The organism is Flavobacterium anhuiense (assembly GCF_050990855.1).
Taxonomy (GTDB): Bacteria; Bacteroidota; Bacteroidia; order Flavobacteriales; family Flavobacteriaceae; genus Flavobacterium; species Flavobacterium anhuiense_C.
In genome coordinates this window covers 565,654-589,235 of record NZ_CP158861.1, presented here as the reverse complement: position 1 = coordinate 589,235, position 23,582 = coordinate 565,654, and the positions used below count along the sequence as shown (strand labels likewise).

Genomic DNA, 23,582 nt, shown 5'->3' with positions numbered 1-23,582 from the left:
GCTTTTTCTTTTACCAAAAACAAAAAATCTAAATTCTAAAACTAATTTTTAAAGAGGAAAAACATATGGAGTAAGAGATAATACAATGATTCCATCATTGTTAGCTGTTGCAGTTAGTTCATTCTCTAATTTTCCTCCAACATAAAGTTTTCCAGTTAGTGTTTGTCCAGGAACTCCGCCGTATCCACTAGCACTTAATGAAGCTCCCATAGATTTTGCTTCTGCAGTAAATTCTTTAGTCCACGGAAGTTTTGTAATGTCCTCATTTAATGCATTTCCTCCTTTTTCAAAATATGTAGTAGAAAGAGTTCCTGTGTAATTTCCAGTTATTTCGTACTTAATATCTCTTGAATTATTTGCACCGCCATTATCATCGTTATCACTGCTGCAAGAAACTGCTGTAAAAGCAAGAGTCAATACAATTGCTAAAGTTTTCAAAATTGATTTCATAATATATTTTTTGATTAATATTCAGATTATAACAAAATTAGACCCTTAACTTCGAGAGGTCAATACCTGATAAAATGTATTTTTTATTACCTGATATCAGGTAAAAGCGAGTAATTTCTTTTTGAAAGTCATTAAGCTTTAATAACTTTGAGTAAATGCCACATTTATGAAGAAACTCTACGCCTTTTTATTTTTTTTAGTTTTCAGTGCAATTTCCCATTCACAAGTAATTCTTTCCTTAGATGATGATACTGTTTATATTGACAGTATTGTTAAAATCACCAGAAACACAAAGTCAGACAGCGTTAAAAGTTTGAATAGTTTTAGGTTGTCAAAACTGTTTTTAATGGCGCAGGATGCGAAAAAATCTAAAGAATATCTAGAGCAGGCAAATCGGCTGAAAGTAAAATTTCCTTTTTTGAGAGATGCTTCTATTTTTTATAATGCCTACGGTTTTATAGAAAAAGGAGATGTAGAAGGTTTTGAAAAAGCTTTGTTAGAAGCAAATGATAAACTGAAAAAATATCGTAACAAAGAAGCCTATAAACTTCGTGCCGTTATACTTCAGAATTACGGTATCATGCAGCAGCGTAAGAATAACGAAAACGCCTATATGAAATTGCTGGTAAATGAAGCCATTCCGATTGCTAAAAGAAGTGGCGATTATGAATTAATCAGTGCTTTAAACAAAGCGGTAGCTATTATTTTTATGAATAATGACGAACGTGAAAAAGCAGCTGAATATCTGGATCAAGCGCAAAAATATATTGAAAGTGCTACAAAGAAATCGGCGACTTTAGCAGAGTCTAAAATGGAAACCTATATTATAAATGCTGAGAATTTAGTAGAGCTGAAACATTTTTACGATGCCAAAGAAATTTTAGATAAGGCATATTCTACTTTAGAAAAATATCCTGCATCAAACTTAAACGATTCTTATTTTTATTCGGAAGGAATTTATTATGCCAAGCAAAATAAGCATAAAGAAGCATTGGCTAGTTTTGATAAAGGAATTAAATCGGCAGAAAGCCATCAGAATGCGATTGCAGTAAACCGATTGAAGTTTGCAGAGTATGAAGTGCTTTTTAAGCTTAAAAATTATGCTAAAGCCAAAAGCAATTTAGAATACTTGGTAGAAAACACGCCTTTTATTGTAGATAAGAAAAACTATTATAAAGAACTGTCAAAGGTTTACAATGCGACTAAGGAATATCCGAAGGCCTATTATTATTCGAATAAATACAATGTTATTAATGATAGTCTGAATGATGCCAAATTGAAAAATGAAATTGTAGAGCTCGAAGCGAAATATAAAAAAGCGGAAAGCGAAAAGAAAATTGGTCTGCTGCAATCTGAAAATGAAAAGGCGGTTTTGCAGGTAAACAACAACCGTTTGAATATGATGCTTTTTGCAGTGCTTTCTTTTGTGTTGTTTTTGACGGTTTTGTTTTTATGGAGCTGGAATAATTATCAGAAAAAGATAAGCTTTCAGAAAGAAGTCAATCACAAACAAGAGCTCGAAGCATTAGAAAATCAGCAGAAATTGTCTATTTCAAATGCGTTGATTGAAGGAGAAGAAATTGAACGAAAAAGGATAGCAAGAGATTTGCATGATGGACTTGGCAGTATGCTTTCTGGTTTGAAAATGCATTTGAATCTTGCTGAACGCGAAAACCACGAAAATGCTCCGAATATAAACGGAATGCTGAACGACTCTATAAAGGAGCTTCGCAATATTTCTCAGAATTTAATGCCGGAAAGTTTGATGAAATTGGGGCTTGAACATGCGCTTCGAGATTTATGCGCCTCTCATTCAACAGCTGAAACTGCAATCGAATTTCAGTATTTGATAAAAAAAACAACTTTGCCACAGCATATTAAAATTATGATTTTTAGAATCATTCAGGAACTTTTAAATAATGCTTTAAAATATGCCAAAGCTTCACAAATTCTGATTTCCTGTTCGCAGAATAAAGATGTGTTTTTTATTACGGTAGAAGATAACGGAATTGGTTTTAATGTGGAATATGCCGAAAAAAGAGATGGAATGGGCTTGCGAAATATAAAAAATCGTGTGGCTTTTTTAAACGGAAAAATAGAAATCGATTCTGTTCTAGATAAAGGAACATCAACTTATATAGAATTAAAATATAACCCAAATCATGATTATGAAGTATAAAACGGTAATAGTAGACGATCATCCGATTGTGATTTCTGGAATCGCAGGTCTATTGTCGGATTTAGATAATATAGAAATTGTAGAAAAATTCGAATCGGGAATTGCGCTTTTAGATTATATCGAAGACAATAAGGTAGATTTGATTTTAATGGATATTTTTCTTCCTGTAATAAATGGAGTTGATTTGTGTAAAACAATCAAACAAAAGCATCCTAAAATCGTAATTATAGGGATGAGCAGCCAGTCTGAAAGAAGTTTGGTGATGCAATTTATTCAAAATGGAGGAAATGGATATATTCTTAAAAATGCTTCTTTCGACGAATTTAAAGAATGCATTTACAAAGCAATTGATGGTGAAATTGTTTTTAGCGAAGAAGTAAAAACCATAATTAGCCAGCCTTTGTCTGAAGATTTAGAAAGAATTCCGGGTTTGAGCCGTAGAGAGCGCGATATTGCCTTATTGCTTTCGCAAGGAAAATCGACGCAAGAAATAGCCGACGATTTGTTTTTGAGCTTTTTAACCGTTCAAACGCACCGACGCAATATTCTTCAGAAATATAAAATGAAGAATGTGGCAGAACTAATTGCATTTCTGCTTAAAAACAACATGCTGAATTAAGTCAAAAGTGGTGTAAAAATGTCAAAATGGCATTTTGTTAAAATGGTTCGCAATTTGCAGTTTCTTTCGTAAATTTAAAAATCAATCTAAAAACACAAAAAAAAATGGGATCAGGATATTTAATTATTGCTGGAGCTATAATGTTGTTCAGCTGGCTAGTAAGCTCGCAGCTGAAGAGAAAATTTGAATTGTATTCGAAATTGCAATTGAGAAACGGAATGAGCGGCCGTGAAATCGCCGAAAAAATGCTTGCAGACAACGGAATTACAGATGTTCGCGTTATCTCAACACCAGGCCAGTTAACAGATCATTATAATCCATCAGATAAAACAGTAAATTTAAGTGAAGCAGTTTACAATCATCGTAATGCCGCAGCAGCAGCCGTTGCAGCCCACGAGTGTGGTCACGCGGTACAGCATTCTGTAGGATATCAATGGCTTACAATGCGTTCAAAATTAGTTCCTGTTGTGAGTGTAGCTTCAAATTTCATGCAGTGGATTTTGCTGGCTGGAATCTTAATGATTCAGGTTTTTCCGCAACTATTACTTGTTGGAATTATTCTTTTCGCAACAACAACTTTATTTTCTATTATAACATTGCCCGTTGAATATGACGCAAGTAACAGAGCTTTAGCGTGGCTTGAAAATAAGCACATGCTTACACAGCAAGAGCAAGCGGGAGCAAAAGACGCTTTAAAATGGGCGGCAAGAACTTATCTTGTTGCTGCTTTAGGGTCAATAGCTACGTTACTGTATTATATTTCGATTTATGCAGGAAGCAACAATAGGAGAGATTAATTAGGAAATTAGTCAATTAGATAATGCATGGCAAACGCGACAGGTTTTTAAAACCTGTCGCGTTTTGTTTTATTCTCATATTTGTTAATCGTTGTAGTATCCAAAGAGAAAAATGGTTGCCCAAATTGCGAGTATAATGTAAAATGAGTTTATATATTCTTTGTTTTCTGATTTATAGTATTTAAACAAAAAAATCAGAGCCAAGATAATGCCTAATGGAATTGAAAGTAAAAATAAGAAAAAGCCTGCGCCAGGGGTGCATGGGCCACTTGGAGCCGATTTTTCTGCTAATATCGCAACTATGTAGTAAACGACGAAAAATATTAAGGTTTTGAACTCCGTTCGAAGTTTTATCATTGCAGTCGAATTATCTAATTATCAAATTGACACATTTTCTAATTAAAGTTGAATCTGTCTATCAATCTGCTGATCCAACGAAATAAAAGTTTCAGTTCTAGAAACTCCTTCAATGGCTTGGATTTTAGTATTGAGAAGTTGCATCAAATGTTCGTTGTCGCGACAGATGATTTTAATTAAAACGGACCAGTTTCCTGTGGTATAATGGCATTCTAAAACTTCAGGGATTTTTCTAAGTTCTTTTACGGCTTCAGAGTTTCTGGAAGCTTTGTCTAGATAAACTCCAACAAAAGCCATGGTGTTATAACCTAAAACTTTTGGATTTACAGTAAATTTAGATCCAGAAATAACACCAGATTGTTCTAGTTTTTTTAATCTCTGATGAATTGCGGCTCCAGAAATTCCGATTTTGTTGGCGATTTGTAAGATGGGTTTTCGGGCATCGTCCATTAGATAACGAAGTATTTCCTTGTCGATTCCGTCAATTTCAATTAAAAGGGAGTTGATTTTCATAACTTATAATTTGAAACTATTTTTGAGATTTGGGTTATCAATAGAAATCAAATGTAGTTAAATTGCTGTAGAAAAGAAAATTCCAATTATGAAATTCCAAAATACTAACTCAAATCCCAATATTGAAATTCCAAATTCCAAACGCGTTGCGATTAATTGGGAATTGAAATTTAAAATTTGCATAAAAAGAAAAATTCCAAACTCCAATTGATTAGATTGGAATTTGGAATTTAGATATTGTGTATTTTTTATCCTTAGGTTATTTTCCTTTGTTGGCTTCTGCTACGTATTTTTCTAGTGCCATTGTCATAGAAGGTGTTTCAGGAGTTGGAGCAAGAATGTCAATTCTTAAACCATGATCCAAAGCTTCTTTTTGAGTTGTGCTTCCGAATACGGCAATTCTGGTGTTGTTTTGTTTAAAATCTGGGAAATTTTTAAACAATGATTTGATTCCTGTTGGGCTGAAAAAAGCTAAAACATCATAATAAACATCAGCTAAATCAGATAAATCACTCATAACAGTTCTGTAAAAAACAGCTTGCGCCCAATCTACTTTTAAACTGTTTAATGTAACAGGTGCATCTGCATTTAATTGGTCAGATGCAGGAAGTAAAAACTTTTCGTCTTTGTACTTCTTAATTAACGGAGATAAATCTGCGAAATCTTTTGCTCCAACGTAAATCTTACGTTTTCTGTACACAACATACTTTTGAAGGTAAAACGCAACAGCCTCAGATTGACAAAAATACTTCAATCCTTCAGGAACTTTGTAACGCATTTCATCAGCAACTCTAAAAAAATGATCTACAGCATTTCGACTTGTTAAAATGATCGCAGTGTAATGATTAAGATCGATTTTTTGTAATCGAATCTCTTTTGCGCTAACCCCTTCTACATGAATAAATGGTCTGAAATCAATTTTTATTTTGTGTTTTTGTTGGAGCTCAAAGTAAGGAGAATTCTCCACTTTAGGTTCAGGCTGTGACACCAAAATTGTTTTCACTTTCATATTATAAATATTTTCTAAGCACTCCCTTTTGTAATCCAATAATAAAGAAAATAATAAGGGGCTATTTCAAGAGCGCAAAGATACAAAATAAAATAAAATAACTTGCCGATAATTACGTTTTGATATGTTTTAATTGAAATAAAGTAAGAGTATACGCTAATACACAGCGAAATACCTATGATTGCTAGGGGTACAATTTTTGGAATATTGCTGTAATAAAACAAAACGGCATTAATTGGAAGGATTAAAACGCCAATATAGGTTCTGTAAGTTACTTTTTGTAAGTTAAAAAGCTCTACAAAGTCGTCAATGTTGAATGAAGCTGCTACAATTTTTTCGATTAAATACTTTCCTAAAATGAAATAAAGTAAGAAAGTTGCAATCTGAATAAACAGAAGCCAGTCGGTTTTTGCAGCATAACCAAAAATATTCATCGTAAGGAGAATAAAAAAAGCAAAAGATACAATCTGCACAAAAAATAAACCAACCGTAAAGCTGTTTTTCATATGGCTGTTATCGCGATAGATTTTAGCGTATTTATCAGAGAAAATAAGTTTACTAAATTCGCTAAATCTTGTTTCGTAAGCAGATTTTGTCATGGCAACAACGGCAAAGGTAACCACAAATAAAAGTGTTGCCCAGTCTTTGTTTTCAATTATTCGAGGATGAAGTTGTTCAATCATAGCGATACAAAATTAGTAATTTTTTGGTGCAATACTTTTATTATATATTTATTATGAATCAAATGCTATAAAAAGTTTACTTTTGCGGTGAAATTACCGAGAAAAAATGAATGATAGTATTGTCATAATTCCCACATATAACGAAATTGAAAACGTAGAAAGTATAGTAAGGGCTGTACTTTCGCAGCATAAACCTTTTCATCTGCTAATTATAGATGATAATTCTCCAGATCATACGGCTAAAAAAGTGATCGCTTTACAGGAAGAATTTCCGGGGAAACTATTTTTGGAACAAAGAGCAAAAAAAGCGGGATTGGGAACAGCCTATGTCCATGGCTTTAAATGGGCTTTGGAGCGAGACTATCAATTTATTTTTGAAATGGATGCCGACTTTTCGCATAACCCAAATGATTTAGAAAAATTATACGATGCCTGCCATTTTGGTGGAGCAGATTTGGCAATTGGCTCTCGTTATGTAAAAGGAGTAAATGTGGTAAACTGGCCTTTAAGCCGTGTTTTGATGTCTTACTTTGCGTCAGTTTATGTAAAGTTTATTACCGGAATGAAAATTCACGACGCGACTGCAGGTTTTGTTTGTTATAAAAGAGAGGTTTTAGAAAAAATCAATCTCAACAAAATAAAATTTGTTGGATATGCGTTTCAAATCGAAATGAAGTACAGAACCTATTGTGCTAAATTTCAAATTACCGAAGTCCCAATTATTTTTACAGACCGAACAAAAGGAGTTTCTAAAATGAGCAATGCTATTATTAAAGAAGCTATACTTGGAGTGATTTCACTTAGATTAAGAAAATTAGTCAATTCATTATAAACCAACCGAAATGAACAGGATTCTAATAAAAAATGCCAAAATTGTAAACGAAGGGACAATTGTTGAAGGTGATGTTTTAATTGAAAACGATTTGATTGTTGAAATTGCAGACAGCATTTCGCTTAAAACTTCAGATTGCATTGTAATCGATGCTGAAGGAAATTATTTAATGCCGGGTGCGATAGACGACCAAGTGCATTTTAGAGAACCGGGTTTGACGCATAAAGGGGATATCGAATCGGAATCTCGTGCTGCTGTTGCGGGCGGAATTACTTCTTTTATTGAACAGCCCAATACGGTTCCGAATGCGGTTACTCAAGAAATTTTAGAAGATAAATATCAGATTGCTTCTCAAAAATCATTTGCGAATTATTCGTTTATGATGGGGGCAACAAACGATAACTTGGAAGAAGTTTTAAAAACAAATCCAAAAAATGTTGCGGGAATCAAGATTTTCTTAGGTTCATCAACAGGAAATATGCTGGTAGATAACGAAGCAGTTTTAGAAAAGATTTTTTCTAGTACGCCAATGTTAATTGCGGTTCACTGTGAAGACGAAACTACCATTAAAAATAATCTTGCCGCTTTTAAGGAGCAATACGGTGAAGATGTTCCAGTTACGGCTCACAACTTAATCAGAAGTGCCGAAGCTTGTTATATTTCTTCTTCAAAAGCAGTGGCTTTGGCAAAACGTACTGGAGCTAGATTGCATATTTTTCATCTTTCTACGGCGAAAGAAATGGAGTTGTTTACGAATAAAATTCCTTTAGAAGATAAAAAAATCACCGCTGAGGTTTGTGTACACCACCTTTGGTTTACTGATGAAGATTATAAAACAAAAGGGAATTTCATTAAATGGAATCCTGCGGTTAAAACAGCCGAAGATCGTGCAGAACTTTGGAAAGCTTTAAATGACGGAAGAATTGATGTGATTGCAACAGATCACGCACCTCATACTAAAGAAGAAAAAATGCAGTCGTATTTGAATGCGCCTTCTGGAGGGCCATTGGTTCAGCATGCTGTTGTGGCGATGTTTGAAGCGCATCATCAAGGAAAAATCACGGTGGAGAAAATCGTGGAGAAAATGTGTCACAATCCAGCTAAGCTTTTCAAAATTGAAAAAAGAGGTTTTATTAGAGAAGGCTACCACGCCGATTTAGTAATCGTGAATCCAAGTTTGCCTTGGAGCGTGAAACCAGAAAATATTTTATACAAATGCGGATGGTCGCCGTTTGAAGGGTATACTTTCAAATCTAGAATTACACATACTTTTGTAAATGGTGAATTGGTTTACAACAATTTCAAAGTAAAAGATACTAGAGCAGGTAAAAGATTATTGTTTGACAGATAAATAACAACTATGAAGAATTTTATAGTCATACTATTGGTTTTGTTTCTTTCTATAAGCTGTAAAAAGGATGTGGTAAAACAGCCTGAAAAGCTTATCGAGAAAGACAAAATGATTGATATTATGTATGATTTATCTCTTTTGGAAGCAATGAGATATCAGAAACCTTTGTCTTTGGATTCTATAGACAATGATCCGACGAAGTATATTTTGAAAAAATATAAAGTAGACAGTCTTCAATTTGCACAAAACAATATGTATTATGCTTCAGATTACGATAGCTATAAAGATATGTTTGATGAGGTAAACAAAAGAATTTCCATAGTGCAAAGAGCAGCCGATTCTTTAGCTAAAATCGATGAGAAAAAAGCAGCTAAGGAAAGCAAAAAGAAAACGGCAGTTTCAAAGGATTCTATTTCAAAACCAGCTCCGAAAGTTAATGACGATTCTATAAGAAGAGCTCGTATGCAGATGCGAGACAGAACTAAAAAACTATAGTTTAGCGCTATCTTTAATATAGTGATGAATATCAATAAAAACCGTTCCTAGAGCGGTTTTTATTTTTTGGTTGCTATACAGATTCTTGGAGTATGAAGCTTTTGCTGTTGCTTTTGTAATGCTTCTTTTTCTAAAAAATAGTGTAGAAAATATACTGTCAGCAATCCACAACATGGTCATTAGAAAAGGTTTAGCATGAATGTGCGGCCTTTTTACTTTTAAAGCATCAGAAACAGTGTCTAAAAGATCTTTAAAAACAATATTATCTGAAATAAGTGTGAAACGTTCATTTTTTATTTCGCTTTTCATCAATTCAAAACTCGTTTTCACCACATCATCAACAGAGATGAACCCCGTGCTTCCTAATGTATAGAAACGAAGTCCTTTAGAAACTTTTCGATAGATTTCGCAGCTTCCTTCGTCAAAAATAGTCATCATTTTCGGCGGACCTAAAATAACTCCCGGATTTACAATAATGACATTTAAGCCTTCTTGATGACCACGCCAAACTTCCATTTCGGCACCGTATTTAGAAATGGCATAATCGCTATGCGGTTTTTCGGGATTCCAGTCTGTTTCTTCGGTAATGTGCGTTTCGTGAGCAGCGATATCTCCTAAAGCCGCAATAGAACTGATGTAGCAAAACTTTTCTGCTTCTTTGGCAATAGCAAAATTGACCATATTGGCAGTTCCCTCAATATTGGTTTTTCTAAGGTTTTCTTCGTCTTTCGGTTCGAACGAAATAAAGGCGGCACAATGATAAACTTGTTTGATGTCGATAAAAGCAGTTTCTAATGAAGGAATGTCTAGAATATCGGCTTCAAGCCAATTGATTTTCTCAAATAAAGCTGTTTTTTGATAAAAATCAAAAACCGATTTTGTTTTCTGAATTGTGTTTTTGCTCCTGTAAATTGCCCGAACATTTTCTCCATTTTCAATTAAATGAAGCAATAAATGCGCGCCTACTAAACCTGTTCCTCCAGTTACTAATATCATGTTGTAAAGATAAGTTTTTGGTCGAAAGGTGCAAAGTGCAGAGGTACAAAGTTGCAAAGGATTTTTTTGAAAAGACAAAAGTTTAAAGTTACAAAGGTTCAATGTTTTTATTGCTTTTTGAAATTGAAATTGACATTGCTATTGTTTTTTTGACATTGCCATTGGCATTGATTATATTTGCGCAAATTATTTAAAAAAATGAAGAATCTAGTTGAAGAATTAAAATGGCGCGGGTTATACCATGATAGTATGCCTGGAACGGAAGAACAATTGCTAAAAGAAGCTACCACTGCCTATATCGGTTTTGATCCAACAGCAGATTCACTGCACATCGGAAGTATGGTTCAGATTATTTTATTGGTTCACTTAAAGAATTTCGGACACAGACCGATCGCTTTAGTAGGTGGAGCAACAGGAATGATCGGAGATCCTTCTGGTAAATCTGATGAAAGAAACTTGCTTGATGAAGTAGCTTTGGCTAAAAACGTGGCTGGAATCAAAAGCGTTTTGTCTCGTTTCTTAGATTTTAATTCAACCGAAGCAAATGCACCTGTAATGGTGAATAACTACGATTGGATGAAAGAATTCTCTTTTATCGATTTTGCACGTGAAGTTGGAAAAAGAATCACCGTGAATTATATGATGGCTAAAGATTCTGTAAAAAAGAGATTTAGCGGAGAAGGTGAGGGAATGTCTTTTACAGAGTTTACATACCAATTAATTCAAGGTTACGATTTTTATCATTTATATAAAAACAACAACTGTATTCTGCAAATGGGTGGTTCTGACCAATGGGGTAATATTACCACAGGTACAGAACTGGTTCGTAGAATGGGAGGCGAGAATGCTAAAGCTTACGCCTTGACAACTCCTTTGATTACAAAAGCAGACGGATCTAAATTCGGAAAATCTGAAGGTGGAAATGTTTGGTTGGATGCTGATAAAACTTCGGTTTACAAATTCTACCAATTTTGGGTAAACACGACTGATGCTGATGCTGAGAAATATATTAAAATCTTTACTTTCTTAGATAAAGAGGTAATTGAAGCATTAATCGAAGAGCACAAAACAGCTCCGCATTTGAGAGTTTTACAAAAGAAATTAGCAGAAGAAATTACTGTTTTTGTTCACAATCGTGAAGAATTAGAAAAAGCAATTCAAGCTTCGAATATTTTATTCGGAAATTCTACTGCTGAAGATTTAAAAAAATTGGATGAAGCGACTTTTTTAGAAGTCTTTGACGGAGTTCCTCAAGCTGAAATTGCAAAAGGGGATTTAGAAAACGGATTAGAAATTATCACGGTTTTAAATGAAAAAACAGGTTTCTTTAAATCAAACGGAGAAGCGAGACGTGCATTAACTGCAAACTCAATTTCTGTAAACAGAGAAAAAATAAAAGAAGATTTTGTTTTGACAGCAAATGATTTAATTAACAATCAATTTGTGTTGTTGCAAAGCGGAAAGAAAAATTATTTTGTGATTAGAGTGGTTTAACTGTTTAATCGGTTAATTTTTTAATCGATTGGAAAACGTTTAAACTTAAAAATATAAAATCCCAATGTTCGCAGAATGTTGGGATTTTTTTTAGGTGTATTTTGTAAAAGTAATTTGCGATTAAAACTGTTTTTTGCGATTAACCGATTAAACAAATAAACGGTTAAACAACTTTAAAGAACCATCAAATTACATCCACGAATATCAGAATTGTCAAAACGGCCCAATACTTCAAAAGAGTTGTTAGAGTATTTTTTGCCTAAATCCTGTGTAGCGATAAAAGAGCAGGAATTGATGTTAGCCAAATCAATCACATTTATTCCACCTGTTTTTCCGTCTTTTACATAAGTTAAAGCATCTTCTGGATCGCGAACTAGAATATTCATCCAAGATGGACATTCGAAAATGCCTTCGCCGAGAGAATACGCTTGCGCTAAAAGTTCAGTCATTCCATATTCTGAATGAATGGATGAAACTCCAAAACCTTTACATAAAATGTCGTGCAATTCCTCACGAATCATTTCTTTGCGTTTCCCTTTCATTCCTCCCGTTTCCATAATAATGGTGTTTTGAAGGTTGAATTGGTGTTTTTCGATTAAATCTAATAGAGCGTACGTAACGCCAATTAAGATTACATTTTGGCCTTCTCCATCCAATTCCAGAAGCTTTTTGATTAAGTCGTCATGATTGTGCAAATAAAACCCACTTTCGGGTTGATTGGAGAGTTTTATTAAATCTTCTACCATGTAAATTAACGAAGAGCCTTCGCGTTCTAAATAAGACGGCAAAAGGGCTAAAACAACGTAATCTTCGATATTGCCATAAAACTGAGAAAACCCTTTGCGGTAGCTTTCTTCATATAGGGAAACATCAGTCACTAAGTGTCTGCTTGTAATCATTCCGGTTGTACCGCTGCTAGTAAAAGTAACTTGTGCAGGATCGGTATTAGAAACGACCTCATGACTTTTGAAAAACTGAATGGGTAAAAAAGGAATTTGCTGCAGTGATTTTATCTGCTGTGGATTTACTTTTAAAAAATCACAAAAGTCGCGATAAACTTTGTTATTCTCGTGCTGAAAACGAAACACTTTCAGTGCTATTTTTTCAAATTGTTTCTGACTTGAAATGGTAAAGATATCGCTGGCTGTGATCAAAATGTTTTTTTTTGCAAAGATACTTTTTTTTAGTGTTCAGTGATCAGTTTTTTGTTTTGTTATATAGCGTTCAGTTAGCTGAACTCTAAAAGTGAAAAGTAAAGAGGGAACTCGATACTTATAGCTAAACACTGAATACAAAAATAAAGCTCCCAATTAGGAGCTTTCTATATTTTTATCGAATAATGAGTTTTCGAGTTGCCGATGCATTTTGTTCGCTTATTTTGATGATGTAAACACCTGGCGGTAATTCTGCAACACTTAGTTCTTTTGAGGTTAAATGTACTTGTAATACTTTTTTGCCTAGGATGTCAAACACAATAATCTCTTTCTCTAAATCGTTTTTAGAAGATATATAGACTTTTCCGTTTGTCACTGGATTAGGATACAAGCTCAAACCCTCAATAGAAGTCGCTTCCTGAGTTTTTGGTAATTGCTTGCTGTCTTGCGCTGAAACGCTTACAGTGAAGAAAAATGCCAATAAGAAAGTAATATAAAAGTAGTTTTTTACCATCGCATGTATTTGATTACTGTAAATATACAAAAAAAATTACAAAAAGTACGCCAAAAAAGTACGTCCTTAAGAATTAGGATGTTTTTAACATTATGTGTTCGAAGTGATTAAGAGCGTAAGTTGCTTTAGAGGCTAAATACATTGGTATCAAACAAAAAAACACCCTAATAAAATTAGAGTGTTTTTTACTATTTTTTGTTTTCTTATTATAGACCTTTTGTCCATCCAGCAGTCCAAGTTGGAACTCCTGATCCGTTTCCTGCTCCAGTTGCAGTTGCAGATTCTGTGAAAACTTTAGATACATCAACAGTTTCTTTTGCAGTGTTTGTACCTTTAGATTTTGTAGGAACATCTTCGAATTTTACATTAGTTGCAACTAAGTCAGTTCCAACATATCCGATAGTTTCGTTGTGCTCAACGTCAAATCCAGTTTTCCAACCTTTTAATACAACATTGTCAAATTTACCTTTAGTACCTACTCTTAATTTGAATGCTTGAGATTCTGAACTTGTATCAGTTGATCCAAAACCTACTAAAGTAAGATTTTTGATTGTTGGGAAAGAAATTGGAGTAGCTAAGTTGTTGTTAGCATTGTTATCCGCTTCAATACCTCTGTTACCAGCGTTTGTTCTGATTCCGTACCAGTTTTCAGCAGTTCCATTCCATCCTTCAGTCCAGTCGAATAAATCATCACCAACGTTAGCAGCATCTTTATTAGAAACAACTAAGTGAGTAGCGTTAACAGTTCCACCAAACCATTCGAATCCGTCATCAGAGCTTTCGAAAATTTGAACGTAATCAACAACAGTTCCTTTACCAACTCCGAAGAATGAGATACCATTAAATTCTTTACTTGTATTGTATGCGTAACCTGGGTATTCAATTCTTAAATATTTGATTGAACCTGAGTTATCGTTAGCGTCAGTACCTCCGTATGGTAAGTCAGAAACTTCAGCAGATGCAGTTGCTCCAGAATTGATAGGTGCTCTTCCGCAAAGAACTAATCCTCCCCAAGATCCTGGTTTAGTTGCAGTTGATGTCATGATAACTGGGCTTGAAGCTGTACCTTGAACATCTATTTTACCACCTTGAGAGATCGCAATATATCTGATAGATTCTACTTTGTTTGGATCTAATGTAGTAGCCTCAATAATTACTCCTGGCTTAATTGTAAGTTTAGCATTAGCTTTAACAACTAATTTCCCTGTAAGTTTATAAGTTCCCGATTCTAAGATAACTTCTCCATCATTAATTTCTCCTTGAAGATTGTCTCTTGTTAAGACGAAAGAAGAATCGCCTCCTGTGCTTGGATCATTGTTGTCGCTTGAGCAAGATGTTGTAAGTGTTACAAGTGATAAAGCTGCTAAGCCTAAAATTGTTGAAATTGTTTTTTTCATTACTTCTTTAATTAGTAGTTTGTGTTTATGCAAAGATTAGAACTTATGATAGAATGAATGTTAAGTCGCTGTAATCTATTTGTTATATGTTTTTTAAAGGAATGTTAAGGAATTGTGATCTACAAATTTGTCTTGATTAGAATTGGTAATTCATTCCTAATCCTAGCGTTATTCCTTTTTTATAATTAAATACTAGAACGTCTCCACCAGCATTTTCCTGCACTCTTCTAAATTCTGGATTTAGTAAATTTCTTGCTCCAAAATCAAGCCCAAGACTTTTGTTTATTTTGGTTTTTAATATAAGATCTAATGATCCCATTGATTTGTCTACTAAATTTCCTTTTCCTAAAGCTCCAATTGCATATAGTTTGTCAGAGTAGTGGTTGTATGCTAAAGTTGCTGTAATTCCAGCATCATTTTGCCAGTTTTTAGTATAAGATAGATCAGCATTTAAAATTAAATCTGAAGCTCCTGTGAAACCAGAACTTGTATCAGTAAGACTGATGTTTAATGTGCTGTTTGTTTCTTCTCTAACTTTTTCAGAATCGATATCCTGATTTGTTTTCATTAACGAAGCATTAAAGCCAAAAGAAAGTTTGTTTGTAAATTCACTGTCGATTTCAAAAAGGTTTTTTCTGGCTTCTAATTCAACTCCATACGCATAACCTTTGTCTCCAATATTTACCCAAGAAATATCATTTGAAGCAGAAGCAATTACAACTTCGTTGATAGGATCTAAGATGTATTTTCCGAAAGCAGTTACAGAGAACAACTCATCGCTTTTCGGGAACATTTCCCATTTAATGTCCAAGTTATAGTTTTGAGAAGGGTATAAGTAAGGATTACCAATTTTAGTTTCCATTACATCTTCGTAGATAAACAAAGCTCGTTCTTTAAATTGCGGTAAAGTGTAGGTTTTACTTGCAGCTAAACGAAGATTTTGTTTTTCATTTAATTCATACTTTAAAACAAGACTTGGTAAGAATTCATTTCTGTCAAATGTGTTTTTTCCTCCACTTGCATCAAGTTGTGTTCTCCATGTTACCATTTGAGAAATTTTCTCATATCTGAAACCTAAAATAGAGCTTAATTTGTCAGTTAATTTATATTCGATATTAGCAAATCCTGCGTGAATATCTTGATCACCGTTATAAGTTTGAGGAGTCATTCCTGCAAAAGCACTGATTCCGAATATTCCGTTTTCATAATTTGCTTGGTTAAAGAAAGCGTCTAAGTTATTTGGTAAAACTGGTGTATTTTGTCCTTGCCCTGTAACGTTAAAGTTAAATTGAATAGCTTCGAAATCGCGTTTTTTGAATTTTCCGTTATAACCTGCAACAACTTTTCCTTTAGATTCACCATCTTTATCACTTAATTTGTATGTAAACGCAAGGTTAGCAGCAGCTTCGTCTTCTTTTAAGTTTTGGTAATATCTTTGGTTATCTGTAATTGTTGTCTGAGCAATTGTATAAATGCCACTTGCACGATCTAAGAACATTTTGTTTTGAGTTCTGTCTGGCATATCACCTTTTACAGTATTGTATGAAACTCCCCAGTCAAAATCAATTTTATCGGTTACTTTATGATTGCCTAAAAGCTGATTGATGAAAACAGTATTTTGAGTAAAAGTTCCTCTTTGAACTAATAGATCAGCATCATCATTGTCAAAATCCCTGTCGCTACCAAAATAGTTGTCTCTAGTTTGTTCAGAAGAATTGACAAATAAGAAGTTATAGCCAATCTTATGATTTTTGTTTAAGCGATAATTCGCATTAAACATTCCTGTAGAATTTGTAGTATAAGTATATTTTTGTTCTTGAAATGATCTTAAGCTAACTCCTTGAGCATTTACACTTTGGCTTAATCCTTCTCTAAACTCATAACCATTGCTAAAACCTGCTGTTCCAAAAATACTAAGTTTTCCTTCTTCACCAATATTGAATGTTTTACCAGCTTTTAGGTTGAAACTTCCTGCATATGGTGCTTCTTTAACAGGATTTAAACTGTTTTCAAAATTATATCCAGTTAAAGCATTTGAAGGAACTCCATAAGAAACAAAACCTGATTTAGTTGGTCCTTGTTGTAATAAAAAGTTATTAGATTGCTGTAATGCATTAGTGTTGACTTTAGATCCTAATGAGATTTCAAACAAACCTTTTCCCTTGTAATCTTTAGAAACTATATCTACATTTCCTCCTGCAAAATCACCATACATTTTTGAAGTGTACGATTTATCGATTGAGATGTATTCAACAATATCAGTTGAAAATAAATCAAGAGCAATGTTTTTTCTTTCGGGATCATTTGATGGAATAGGAAGCCCGTTCATCGAGGTAGAGTTGTAACGATCACCCAATCCTCGTACATAAACGCTGTTGCTTCCTTCTTGTTTAGAAACTCCTGAAGTTTTCACTACAGCAGCAGCGACGTCGCCTACACCTTTTCGAGAAAGTTCCTGCGCGCCGATAGATTGTTTAATATCTACAGCATTTTTTTGTTCTAAAAGTAATGCAGTTTCTTTTTGTTTACTTACTGCAGTTGCTTGAACCACTACATCTTTAAGAGTATAACTTCCTGATGAAAGCCCTTGATTAACTGTTACAGTTTCATTTGCTTTTACAGCAACAGGAGCTTCTACAGATTCATATCCTAAAAAACTAAAAATTAAAGTATAGTTTCCAGGATTTACGCTTAAGGAATATTTTCCATCTACGTCGGTATTTACGCTAATATTTGTACCTTTAACTAAAACATTAGCAAATGGCAGAGCTGCGTTGTTCATATCTTTATCAGTTAGAACTCCAGAAATCGTACCTTTGTTTTGCGCGATCGAGACCGTGCAGATAAATAATGCAATAAAGAGAAATCTTAAATTGAATTTCATTTTTTTCAGTGTTGTGTTTGTGTCTTAATATTTTTGTGCAAAGAAAGAACCGCTCTGTGAAGTCCATGTTACCGACTTGTTATGTTTTTGTGTTGTTAAGATTATCAAATTGTTACGAGATTAAATTACGGTTAACACCATTTTTTAAAGGTTCTTTTGTTAGTATATTTACCCTGTGAAATAAGAAATATCGAATGTTTAATGAAGAGGTTTCGATATAAAAATCTCAATTTTTGCTATTTATGAAAAAAAATCAAACTAAGATTTTATTAGTTGACGACGAACCAGATATCTTAGAAATCGTTGGCTATAACCTTGCTCAGGAAGGCTACCAGATTGTTACAGCTTCTAACGGAAAAGATGCTATAGCAAAAGCACAGAAAGAACTGCCAGAATTAATTATTATGGATGTAATGATGGCAGAAATGGACGGAATGGAGGCTTGCGAGCATATTAGAAAAATTCCAGAATTAAATAATGTTATCATAACATTTCTAACCGCAAGAAGTGAAGATTATTCCCAAGTAGCTGGTTTTGATGCTGGTGCAGATGACTATATTACTAAGCCAATTAAACCGAAATTACTAGTGTCTAAAGTAAAGGCGCTGTTAAGAAGGTTAAAAGAACAAGAAGTTGTTACAGATACTTTAAATGTAGGCGGAATCGAGATTAATCGTGAGGAATACAAAATCATAAAAGGCAATGTAGAAATTGCTTTACCAAGAAAAGAATTTGAATTGTTTTATCTATTAGCTTCAAAACCAGGTAAAGTTTTTAAAAGAGACGAAATCTTGGATAAAGTTTGGGGTAACGAAGTAGTAGTTGGAGGAAGAACAATCGACGTTCACATCAGAAAGCTGCGCGAGAAAATCGGCGAAGATCTTTTCAAAACAATAAAAGGAGTAGGTTATAAATTTGAAGTATAGTTTTTTAAGCTTCTAAGGTTCTGAGTTACTAAGTTGCTGAGGCCTTTGTAACTGGAATTATAGGAAAGATTAAATACATTCCAATTATTTTAAAATATTCAATACATTTAAACCATATAAGAATTGAAGGAAATACATTCTTCATTTTCTTATATGGTTTTTGAGTTAATCATTTTTTGTTTTTTGATTTTACTCAAATAATAACTTAAAAAACAAAACTTAATTTTCTAAATTTCTTAATGGTTCAATTTTTTCAATGAAGATTAATTTTAAAAAAACATACAAATTTGCTATTAAATCGGCATTGTATATCAGTCTATTTGCAACAGCATTTGTGCTCATGCTGATGTCTTTGTTTTACAAAAATCAGTTAAAACATCAAGTAGCATTTGGAATAATTTTCATTATTGTTATTTATATATTTTCTTTCTTGGTTTTGCAATATCGTGTAGAGCGTTTTATTTATAGAAGAGTCAAGAAAATTTACGATGAGGTTTCATTATTAGAATCGACAACGCTTATTAATCAGCCAATTAATACCGATATGGAAACGCTTTCACGCGAAGTGAAGAAGTTTGCGACCGATAAAAAACTCGAAATCGAAATGCTTGAAATTCGTGAACAATACAGAAGAGAGTTTTTAGGGAACGTTTCGCACGAATTAAAAACGCCTTTGTTTACCGTTCAAGGTTATGTTTCGACTTTGCTTGATGGCGCTATGGACGATAAAAATATTAGAAAGAAATATTTGAAACGTGCCGAAAAAGGAGTTGAGCGTCTTATTTATATCGTAGAAGATCTAGACATGATTACTAAATTGGAATCGGGAGATTTGGATTTGAATATGACTGATTTTGATATTGTTGAATTGATCGAGAATGTCTTTGAACTGTTGGAAATGAAAGCAGATAAAAAGAAAATCAAATTGGCCTTTGAAAGTAAAAATGTGAAGTCGGTTATGATTAGAGGAGATCAGGATAGAATTCAGCAAGTTTTAGAAAATCTAATTGTAAACTCCATTAAGTACGGAAAAGAGGGTGGTTTAACCGAAGTAGGGGTTGTCAACTTAACGAAGAAAAAAGTCTTAATTCGTATTAGTGATAATGGTGAAGGGGTTGAAAAACAAAATATCCCGAGACTTTTTGAACGTTTTTATCGAGTAGATAAAAGCGGAACACGATCTGAAGGTGGTTCTGGTTTAGGATTGGCGATTGTGAAGCATATTATTGAAGCTCATAAAGAGAAAGTTTATGTAGAAAGTGAGTTCGGAATTGGTTCTGAGTTCTCTTTTACACTTGAAAAAGCAAATAAATCGATAAAAGCTGAGGTTAAATAAATGTAAGCTCATAGTAGCTAAAAGCCCTGAAATAGGGGTGTTTAACAATAAATCAACATACGGATTTCGACCGTAACATTAAATTTTTATTATAGTAACATCTGGTTAATGATTTCTTAACATAGGTGCTCCATCTTTGCATCCTGAAATTAAGGGAATTACAGAACTAATGATAAAAAGAAAACTATTAGCGGTTTTATTACTGCTAACTTTTGCAACCAATGCGCAAGAAACAAATAAACAAGAGCTGAACAAACAGGATGTAAAAAACGAAGTAATGCGTATTTTAGATTCTATCAATAAAGCAAAACTTCCAGAGACTAAATCTGGGGGAGGTGTTGAAGAACATTGGTACGATAGAATCTCTTTGAGAGGTTATGCACAAATTCGATACAATGGTTTGTTTTCTACTAATGATAAAGTTTCTTGCGACCAATGCGATAAATCTTGGGGAACAACTTCTACAGCTCCAGATGCAAAAGCAAACAATGGACTTTTTATTCGTCGTGCCCGTTTAGTGTTTTCAGGACAAATTCACCCAAATGTATTCTTCTATTTTCAGCCCGATTTTGCAAGTTCGCCATCAAGCGGAATTAATAATTTCGTGCAGATTCGTGACTTATATGCCGATATTTCTTTCGATAAGAAAAGAGAATATCGTGTGCGTGTTGGACAAAGTAAAATTCCATACGGATTTGAGAATATGCAGTCAAGTTCACAGCGTTTAACTTTAGACCGTGCTGACGGAATCAACTCTTCGATTGCAAATGAGCGTGATTTAGGGATTTTCTTTTACTGGGCTCCGGCAGAAATCAGAAAGCGTTTTGAAATGTTGGTTAGAGATGGATACAAAGGTTCAGGAGATTTTGGGGTGTTTGCCTTTGGAGCTTACAATGGACAAATCGCAAATAAATTAGACGGAAACAGAGATTTGAATATTGTTGCTAGAGTAACATATCCTTTTGTTATTGGAAGTCAGATTATCGAACCGGGAATTCAAGCATACACAGGAAGATGGGCTTTTACAGGAGAAATCTCGTCTGGTGTTACCGTAGATAATCCGCAGTATATAAAAGACCAGCGTATCGGCGCCACTTTTGTTTTGTATCCAAGACCTTTTGGAATCCAGACCGAATATAACTTTGGAACAGGGCCTCGTTATAATACATTAACCAAACATGTTGATGTTACCGATTTAAATGGAGGTTACGTTTTGTTAAATTATAAGTGGGATATCAAAAAGATGCACATTTACCCCTTTGCTAAATTTCAATATTATGATGGCGGAAAGAAATATGAAAAAGATGCCAGAAGTTACGTAGTAAGAGATTTTCAATTTGGTGTTGAATGGCAACCGATTAAAGCTTTAGAACTTACCGCAGAATATGTAGTAGCAGACAGAACTTTTGAAGATAGCGTTTTGCCAGTAAATAGACAGCAAGGTAACTTGCTTAGAATGCAAGTACAGTTTAACTTCTAAAAATTAGAAAACAGATTAAACGGATTTGCTATCGCGAAGACGCAGATAAAAACTGATTTTTTTATTTGAGAAAGAATGAATTGCCTCCAGCTTCAGCTGGAGGTTTTTTAATTGTAGTGATAGGGCTTTAGCCAAACTTACTTAGCTTAAGTTTTTTATGTCTGTATAATCAGCGTCTTTGCGATAGCAAATCAGCGTCATCTGCGTGCAATTACGCAGTTTTGTCTTCAAAAACTTTAAATAAAGAATCCCAGTCGATAGTGTTTTCAAATTGAGACAATCCTTTAAACGACTTTGCTTTTGATAGGTCTTCTATTTTAAAGTCGTCTTGTAGCGAATAAGGCACAAGATTTTCTTCCTGAAGTTTTATGGCCAAATATTCCTGTTCGTACTGACCAGGCGTTGGAATAAAAAAGGCTTTTTTGCCTAATTTTGCCAAATCCATTACAGTGGTATAACCAGAACGGCAAAGAACAAATTCACTTTCGTTAAAAGTCTGTTCGAGCTGTTTCGAATTCATGAAATTGTAATAAGTAACATTTCCGGCTTGCCATTTTTCTTGTGATTTCTCTACAATTCCTTGTACAAAAACCACTTTTCCAGGATAGTTCGCAGCTTCTTTCTGCAGTTTTTCATCCAAGAAAGTACGTTGCGGTTCAGGTCCGGACAATATAATCATCAAATCATATATTTTTGGAGTTTCCTTTTTCTTCATGCGGCTTAGTGGGCCAATGTATTTTAGGTTTAGTTCATTCGTTTTTAAATGTCCCAAATCTCCTGTGAGGTTTGTTTTTTCGTTCGAATCTGGAACCCAACATTCATTATATTTTTTAATAAAATACTGATGGCACTTGCTCGTAAACCAAGTGGTGTTTCCTGTCATTACATTCAATTGATGCGTAATAAAAACAGAAGGTACTTTCTTGCTGAAAACTCCCAATCGATTGTCTGAGATAATACCGTCAATACCATGTTTTTTAATCCAATGATTGATCATCTTTTTCTCATCCAAAACGGCAGTAATCATTTTAGGCAGATTTTTAATCAGCTTCCATTTAAAATTTTTGCCATTCTTTGCATATTCAATATGATAGGAAGGGAGTTCTAAAGTTTGTATGTAAGGAAATTCTTTTCGTAATAAAGCCAATGCTACTCCATCAGAAGCAATAATAGGAATATAATTATTCTCTTGAAGCGCTTTGATAATAGGAATGCATCTAGTAGCATGTCCAAGTCCCCAATTTAATGGAGCGATTAAAATAGTTTTGTTCGCAGAGTAATCAATGCTCATTTTTAACACGTTTTAAAAACGAAGATAGAAAAATATGTTTTTTATGTTATTTCGCGGGCATTACTAAATTATTAACTCAAATTTAAGTTTCTAAGTTACTAAGATGCTAAGATGCTAAGTTTCTGAGTTTCTGAGTTTCTGAGGTGCTAAGTTACTAAGCGCAAAGATTTTTTGCTTAAACAATAAAAAAACCGAACGATTTAGTTCGGCTTAGTTTGTTAATCCAGAGTCTTAGTAACTTACATCTTAGCATCTCAATACCTTAGCTCCTTAATCTTGAATATACGTTTTATTACCATTTTTGTTGATATAGTATTTACCGCCTCTTGGTCCAGTATATACTTTTTTGCCGTTGTATTCTCCAGTAACTTTATCTGGTACAGAAGGCGCTTTTTCGTTTGTTTCTTTTAAAGTTTTAGTTGCTGATTTTTTGGCAGCTGTTGCGTCTTTTTTAGCAGCGTCAGCTTTTGCGGTCGATTTCTTGGCATCGCTTTTCGCTTTGTCGGCAGTGCTTTTTGCTTTATCAGATGCTACAGTAGCTTTTTTGGCATCAGCTTTAGCTTTGCTAGCTTCTTTGTCGGCAGTCTTTTTTGCTGCGTCAGCAGTTTCTTTCTTTGCTTTAGAAGAGGCTGCTTTTGCATCATCTGCTGCTTTTTTGGATTTTGCAGCTTCTTTTTTGGCATCTGCCGAAGCTTTATCTGCAGTTGATTTAGCTTTTTTTGCGGTAGTTTCTGCTGTGCTTTTCGTAGTTTTTGTCGTTGTTTCCTGCGCATAAAAATTAGAAGAGAAAACAACCATTAAACATAACAATACTAATTTTTTCAT

Annotated in this window: 21 protein-coding genes; 10 read left to right on the top strand and 11 right to left on the bottom strand. The window is 34.0% G+C overall.

Annotated features, from left to right (window positions below; all coding sequences use genetic code 11):
- Positions 1-48: 48 nt before the first annotated feature.
- The gene (locus ABTV69_RS02825; protein WP_433834059.1) at positions 49-450 is read right to left on the bottom strand and encodes an MmpS family transport accessory protein; all 402 of its coding nucleotides are present in this window, start codon (positions 448-450) and stop codon (positions 49-51) included.
- A gap of 166 nt (positions 451-616) precedes the next feature.
- Between ABTV69_RS02825 and ABTV69_RS02820 the strand changes: the two genes are divergently transcribed.
- The 3 genes from ABTV69_RS02820 (at position 617) to ABTV69_RS02810 (ending at position 4,045) form a co-directional block, all read left to right on the top strand.
- A complete protein-coding gene (locus tag ABTV69_RS02820) occupies positions 617-2,629 on the top strand; it encodes a histidine kinase (protein WP_433834057.1) in 2,013 nt (670 codons plus the stop codon).
- Complete coding sequence (locus ABTV69_RS02815) at positions 2,619-3,248, top strand: response regulator (protein ID WP_433834055.1); 630 nt, start codon at positions 2,619-2,621, stop codon at positions 3,246-3,248. The genes ABTV69_RS02820 and ABTV69_RS02815 overlap by 11 nt, the downstream gene beginning before the upstream one ends.
- 104 nt (positions 3,249-3,352) lie before the next feature.
- The gene (locus ABTV69_RS02810; RefSeq protein WP_433834053.1) at positions 3,353-4,045 is read left to right on the top strand and encodes a zinc metallopeptidase; all 693 of its coding nucleotides are present in this window, start codon (positions 3,353-3,355) and stop codon (positions 4,043-4,045) included.
- Between the two features lie 399 nt (positions 4,046-4,444).
- On the opposite strand, the gene ABTV69_RS02805 is transcribed toward ABTV69_RS02810, so the two are convergent.
- From ABTV69_RS02805 to ABTV69_RS02795, 3 genes are all read right to left on the bottom strand, one after another.
- Positions 4,445-4,915, bottom strand: a complete 471-nt coding sequence (locus tag ABTV69_RS02805) for an Lrp/AsnC family transcriptional regulator (RefSeq protein ID WP_008465121.1) — start codon at positions 4,913-4,915, stop codon at positions 4,445-4,447.
- Between the two features lie 259 nt (positions 4,916-5,174).
- Positions 5,175-5,924, bottom strand: a complete 750-nt coding sequence (locus ABTV69_RS02800) for a uroporphyrinogen-III synthase (protein ID WP_433834051.1) — start codon at positions 5,922-5,924, stop codon at positions 5,175-5,177.
- Between the two features lie 14 nt (positions 5,925-5,938).
- A complete protein-coding gene (locus tag ABTV69_RS02795; RefSeq protein WP_433834049.1) occupies positions 5,939-6,607 on the bottom strand; it encodes a DUF4271 domain-containing protein in 669 nt (222 codons plus the stop codon).
- 106 nt (positions 6,608-6,713) lie between these two features.
- Here ABTV69_RS02795 and ABTV69_RS02790 point away from each other — a divergent pair, with 106 nt between their 5' ends.
- From ABTV69_RS02790 to ABTV69_RS02780, 3 genes are read left to right on the top strand one after another with little or no spacing between them, the layout of a single operon-like run.
- A complete protein-coding gene (locus ABTV69_RS02790; RefSeq protein WP_433834047.1) occupies positions 6,714-7,439 on the top strand; it encodes a polyprenol monophosphomannose synthase in 726 nt (241 codons plus the stop codon).
- A gap of 10 nt (positions 7,440-7,449) precedes the next feature.
- Complete coding sequence (locus tag ABTV69_RS02785) at positions 7,450-8,790, top strand: dihydroorotase (RefSeq protein WP_433834045.1); 1,341 nt, start codon at positions 7,450-7,452, stop codon at positions 8,788-8,790.
- Between the two features lie 9 nt (positions 8,791-8,799).
- Entirely contained in the window at positions 8,800-9,285 is a 486-nt protein-coding gene (locus tag ABTV69_RS02780; protein WP_433834043.1) for a DUF4296 domain-containing protein, read from the top strand.
- Here the strand turns inward: ABTV69_RS02780 and ABTV69_RS02775 are convergent.
- Positions 9,280-10,281, bottom strand: a complete 1,002-nt coding sequence (locus ABTV69_RS02775) for an NAD-dependent epimerase/dehydratase family protein (protein WP_433834041.1) — start codon at positions 10,279-10,281, stop codon at positions 9,280-9,282. The genes ABTV69_RS02780 and ABTV69_RS02775 overlap by 6 nt on opposite strands.
- Positions 10,282-10,479: 198 nt before the next feature.
- On the opposite strand from ABTV69_RS02775, the gene tyrS reads away from it, so the two are divergent.
- A complete protein-coding gene (tyrS, locus tag ABTV69_RS02770) occupies positions 10,480-11,775 on the top strand; it encodes a tyrosine--tRNA ligase (RefSeq protein ID WP_433834039.1) in 1,296 nt (431 codons plus the stop codon).
- Positions 11,776-11,948: 173 nt separating this feature from the next.
- On the opposite strand, the gene ABTV69_RS02765 is transcribed toward tyrS, so the two are convergent.
- The 4 genes from ABTV69_RS02765 to ABTV69_RS02750 all read right to left on the bottom strand — a co-directional run bounded on the left by ABTV69_RS02765 (position 11,949) and on the right by ABTV69_RS02750 (position 17,724).
- Entirely contained in the window at positions 11,949-12,929 is a 981-nt protein-coding gene (locus ABTV69_RS02765; protein ID WP_433834037.1) for an acyl transferase, read from the bottom strand.
- Positions 12,930-13,104: 175 nt separating this feature from the next.
- A complete protein-coding gene (locus tag ABTV69_RS02760) occupies positions 13,105-13,443 on the bottom strand; it encodes a T9SS type A sorting domain-containing protein (protein ID WP_433834035.1) in 339 nt (112 codons plus the stop codon).
- 206 nt (positions 13,444-13,649) lie between these two features.
- Complete coding sequence (locus ABTV69_RS02755; RefSeq protein ID WP_433834033.1) at positions 13,650-14,840, bottom strand: hypothetical protein; 1,191 nt, start codon at positions 14,838-14,840, stop codon at positions 13,650-13,652.
- Between the two features lie 136 nt (positions 14,841-14,976).
- A complete protein-coding gene (locus tag ABTV69_RS02750) occupies positions 14,977-17,724 on the bottom strand; it encodes a TonB-dependent receptor domain-containing protein (RefSeq protein ID WP_433834031.1) in 2,748 nt (915 codons plus the stop codon).
- Between the two features lie 242 nt (positions 17,725-17,966).
- On the opposite strand from ABTV69_RS02750, the gene ABTV69_RS02745 reads away from it, so the two are divergent.
- The 3 genes from ABTV69_RS02745 to ABTV69_RS02735 all read left to right on the top strand — a co-directional run bounded on the left by ABTV69_RS02745 (position 17,967) and on the right by ABTV69_RS02735 (position 21,466).
- Entirely contained in the window at positions 17,967-18,650 is a 684-nt protein-coding gene (locus tag ABTV69_RS02745) for a response regulator transcription factor (RefSeq protein WP_433834029.1), read from the top strand.
- 256 nt (positions 18,651-18,906) lie between these two features.
- Positions 18,907-19,986: a sensor histidine kinase gene (locus ABTV69_RS02740; protein ID WP_433834027.1), complete on the top strand. Its 1,080-nt coding sequence runs from the start codon at positions 18,907-18,909 to the stop codon at positions 19,984-19,986.
- A gap of 169 nt (positions 19,987-20,155) precedes the next feature.
- Complete coding sequence (locus ABTV69_RS02735) at positions 20,156-21,466, top strand: porin (protein WP_433834025.1); 1,311 nt, start codon at positions 20,156-20,158, stop codon at positions 21,464-21,466.
- A 211-nt stretch (positions 21,467-21,677) separates the two neighbouring features.
- On the opposite strand, the gene ABTV69_RS02730 is transcribed toward ABTV69_RS02735, so the two are convergent.
- Both ABTV69_RS02730 and ABTV69_RS02725 read right to left on the bottom strand, forming a co-directional pair.
- On the bottom strand, positions 21,678-22,757 hold the full coding sequence (locus ABTV69_RS02730; RefSeq protein WP_433834023.1) for a glycosyltransferase: 1,080 nt from the start codon (positions 22,755-22,757) through the stop codon (positions 21,678-21,680).
- A 270-nt stretch (positions 22,758-23,027) separates the two neighbouring features.
- Positions 23,028-23,582, bottom strand: coding sequence for a hypothetical protein (locus tag ABTV69_RS02725; RefSeq protein WP_433834021.1), 555 nt, complete (start codon positions 23,580-23,582; stop codon positions 23,028-23,030).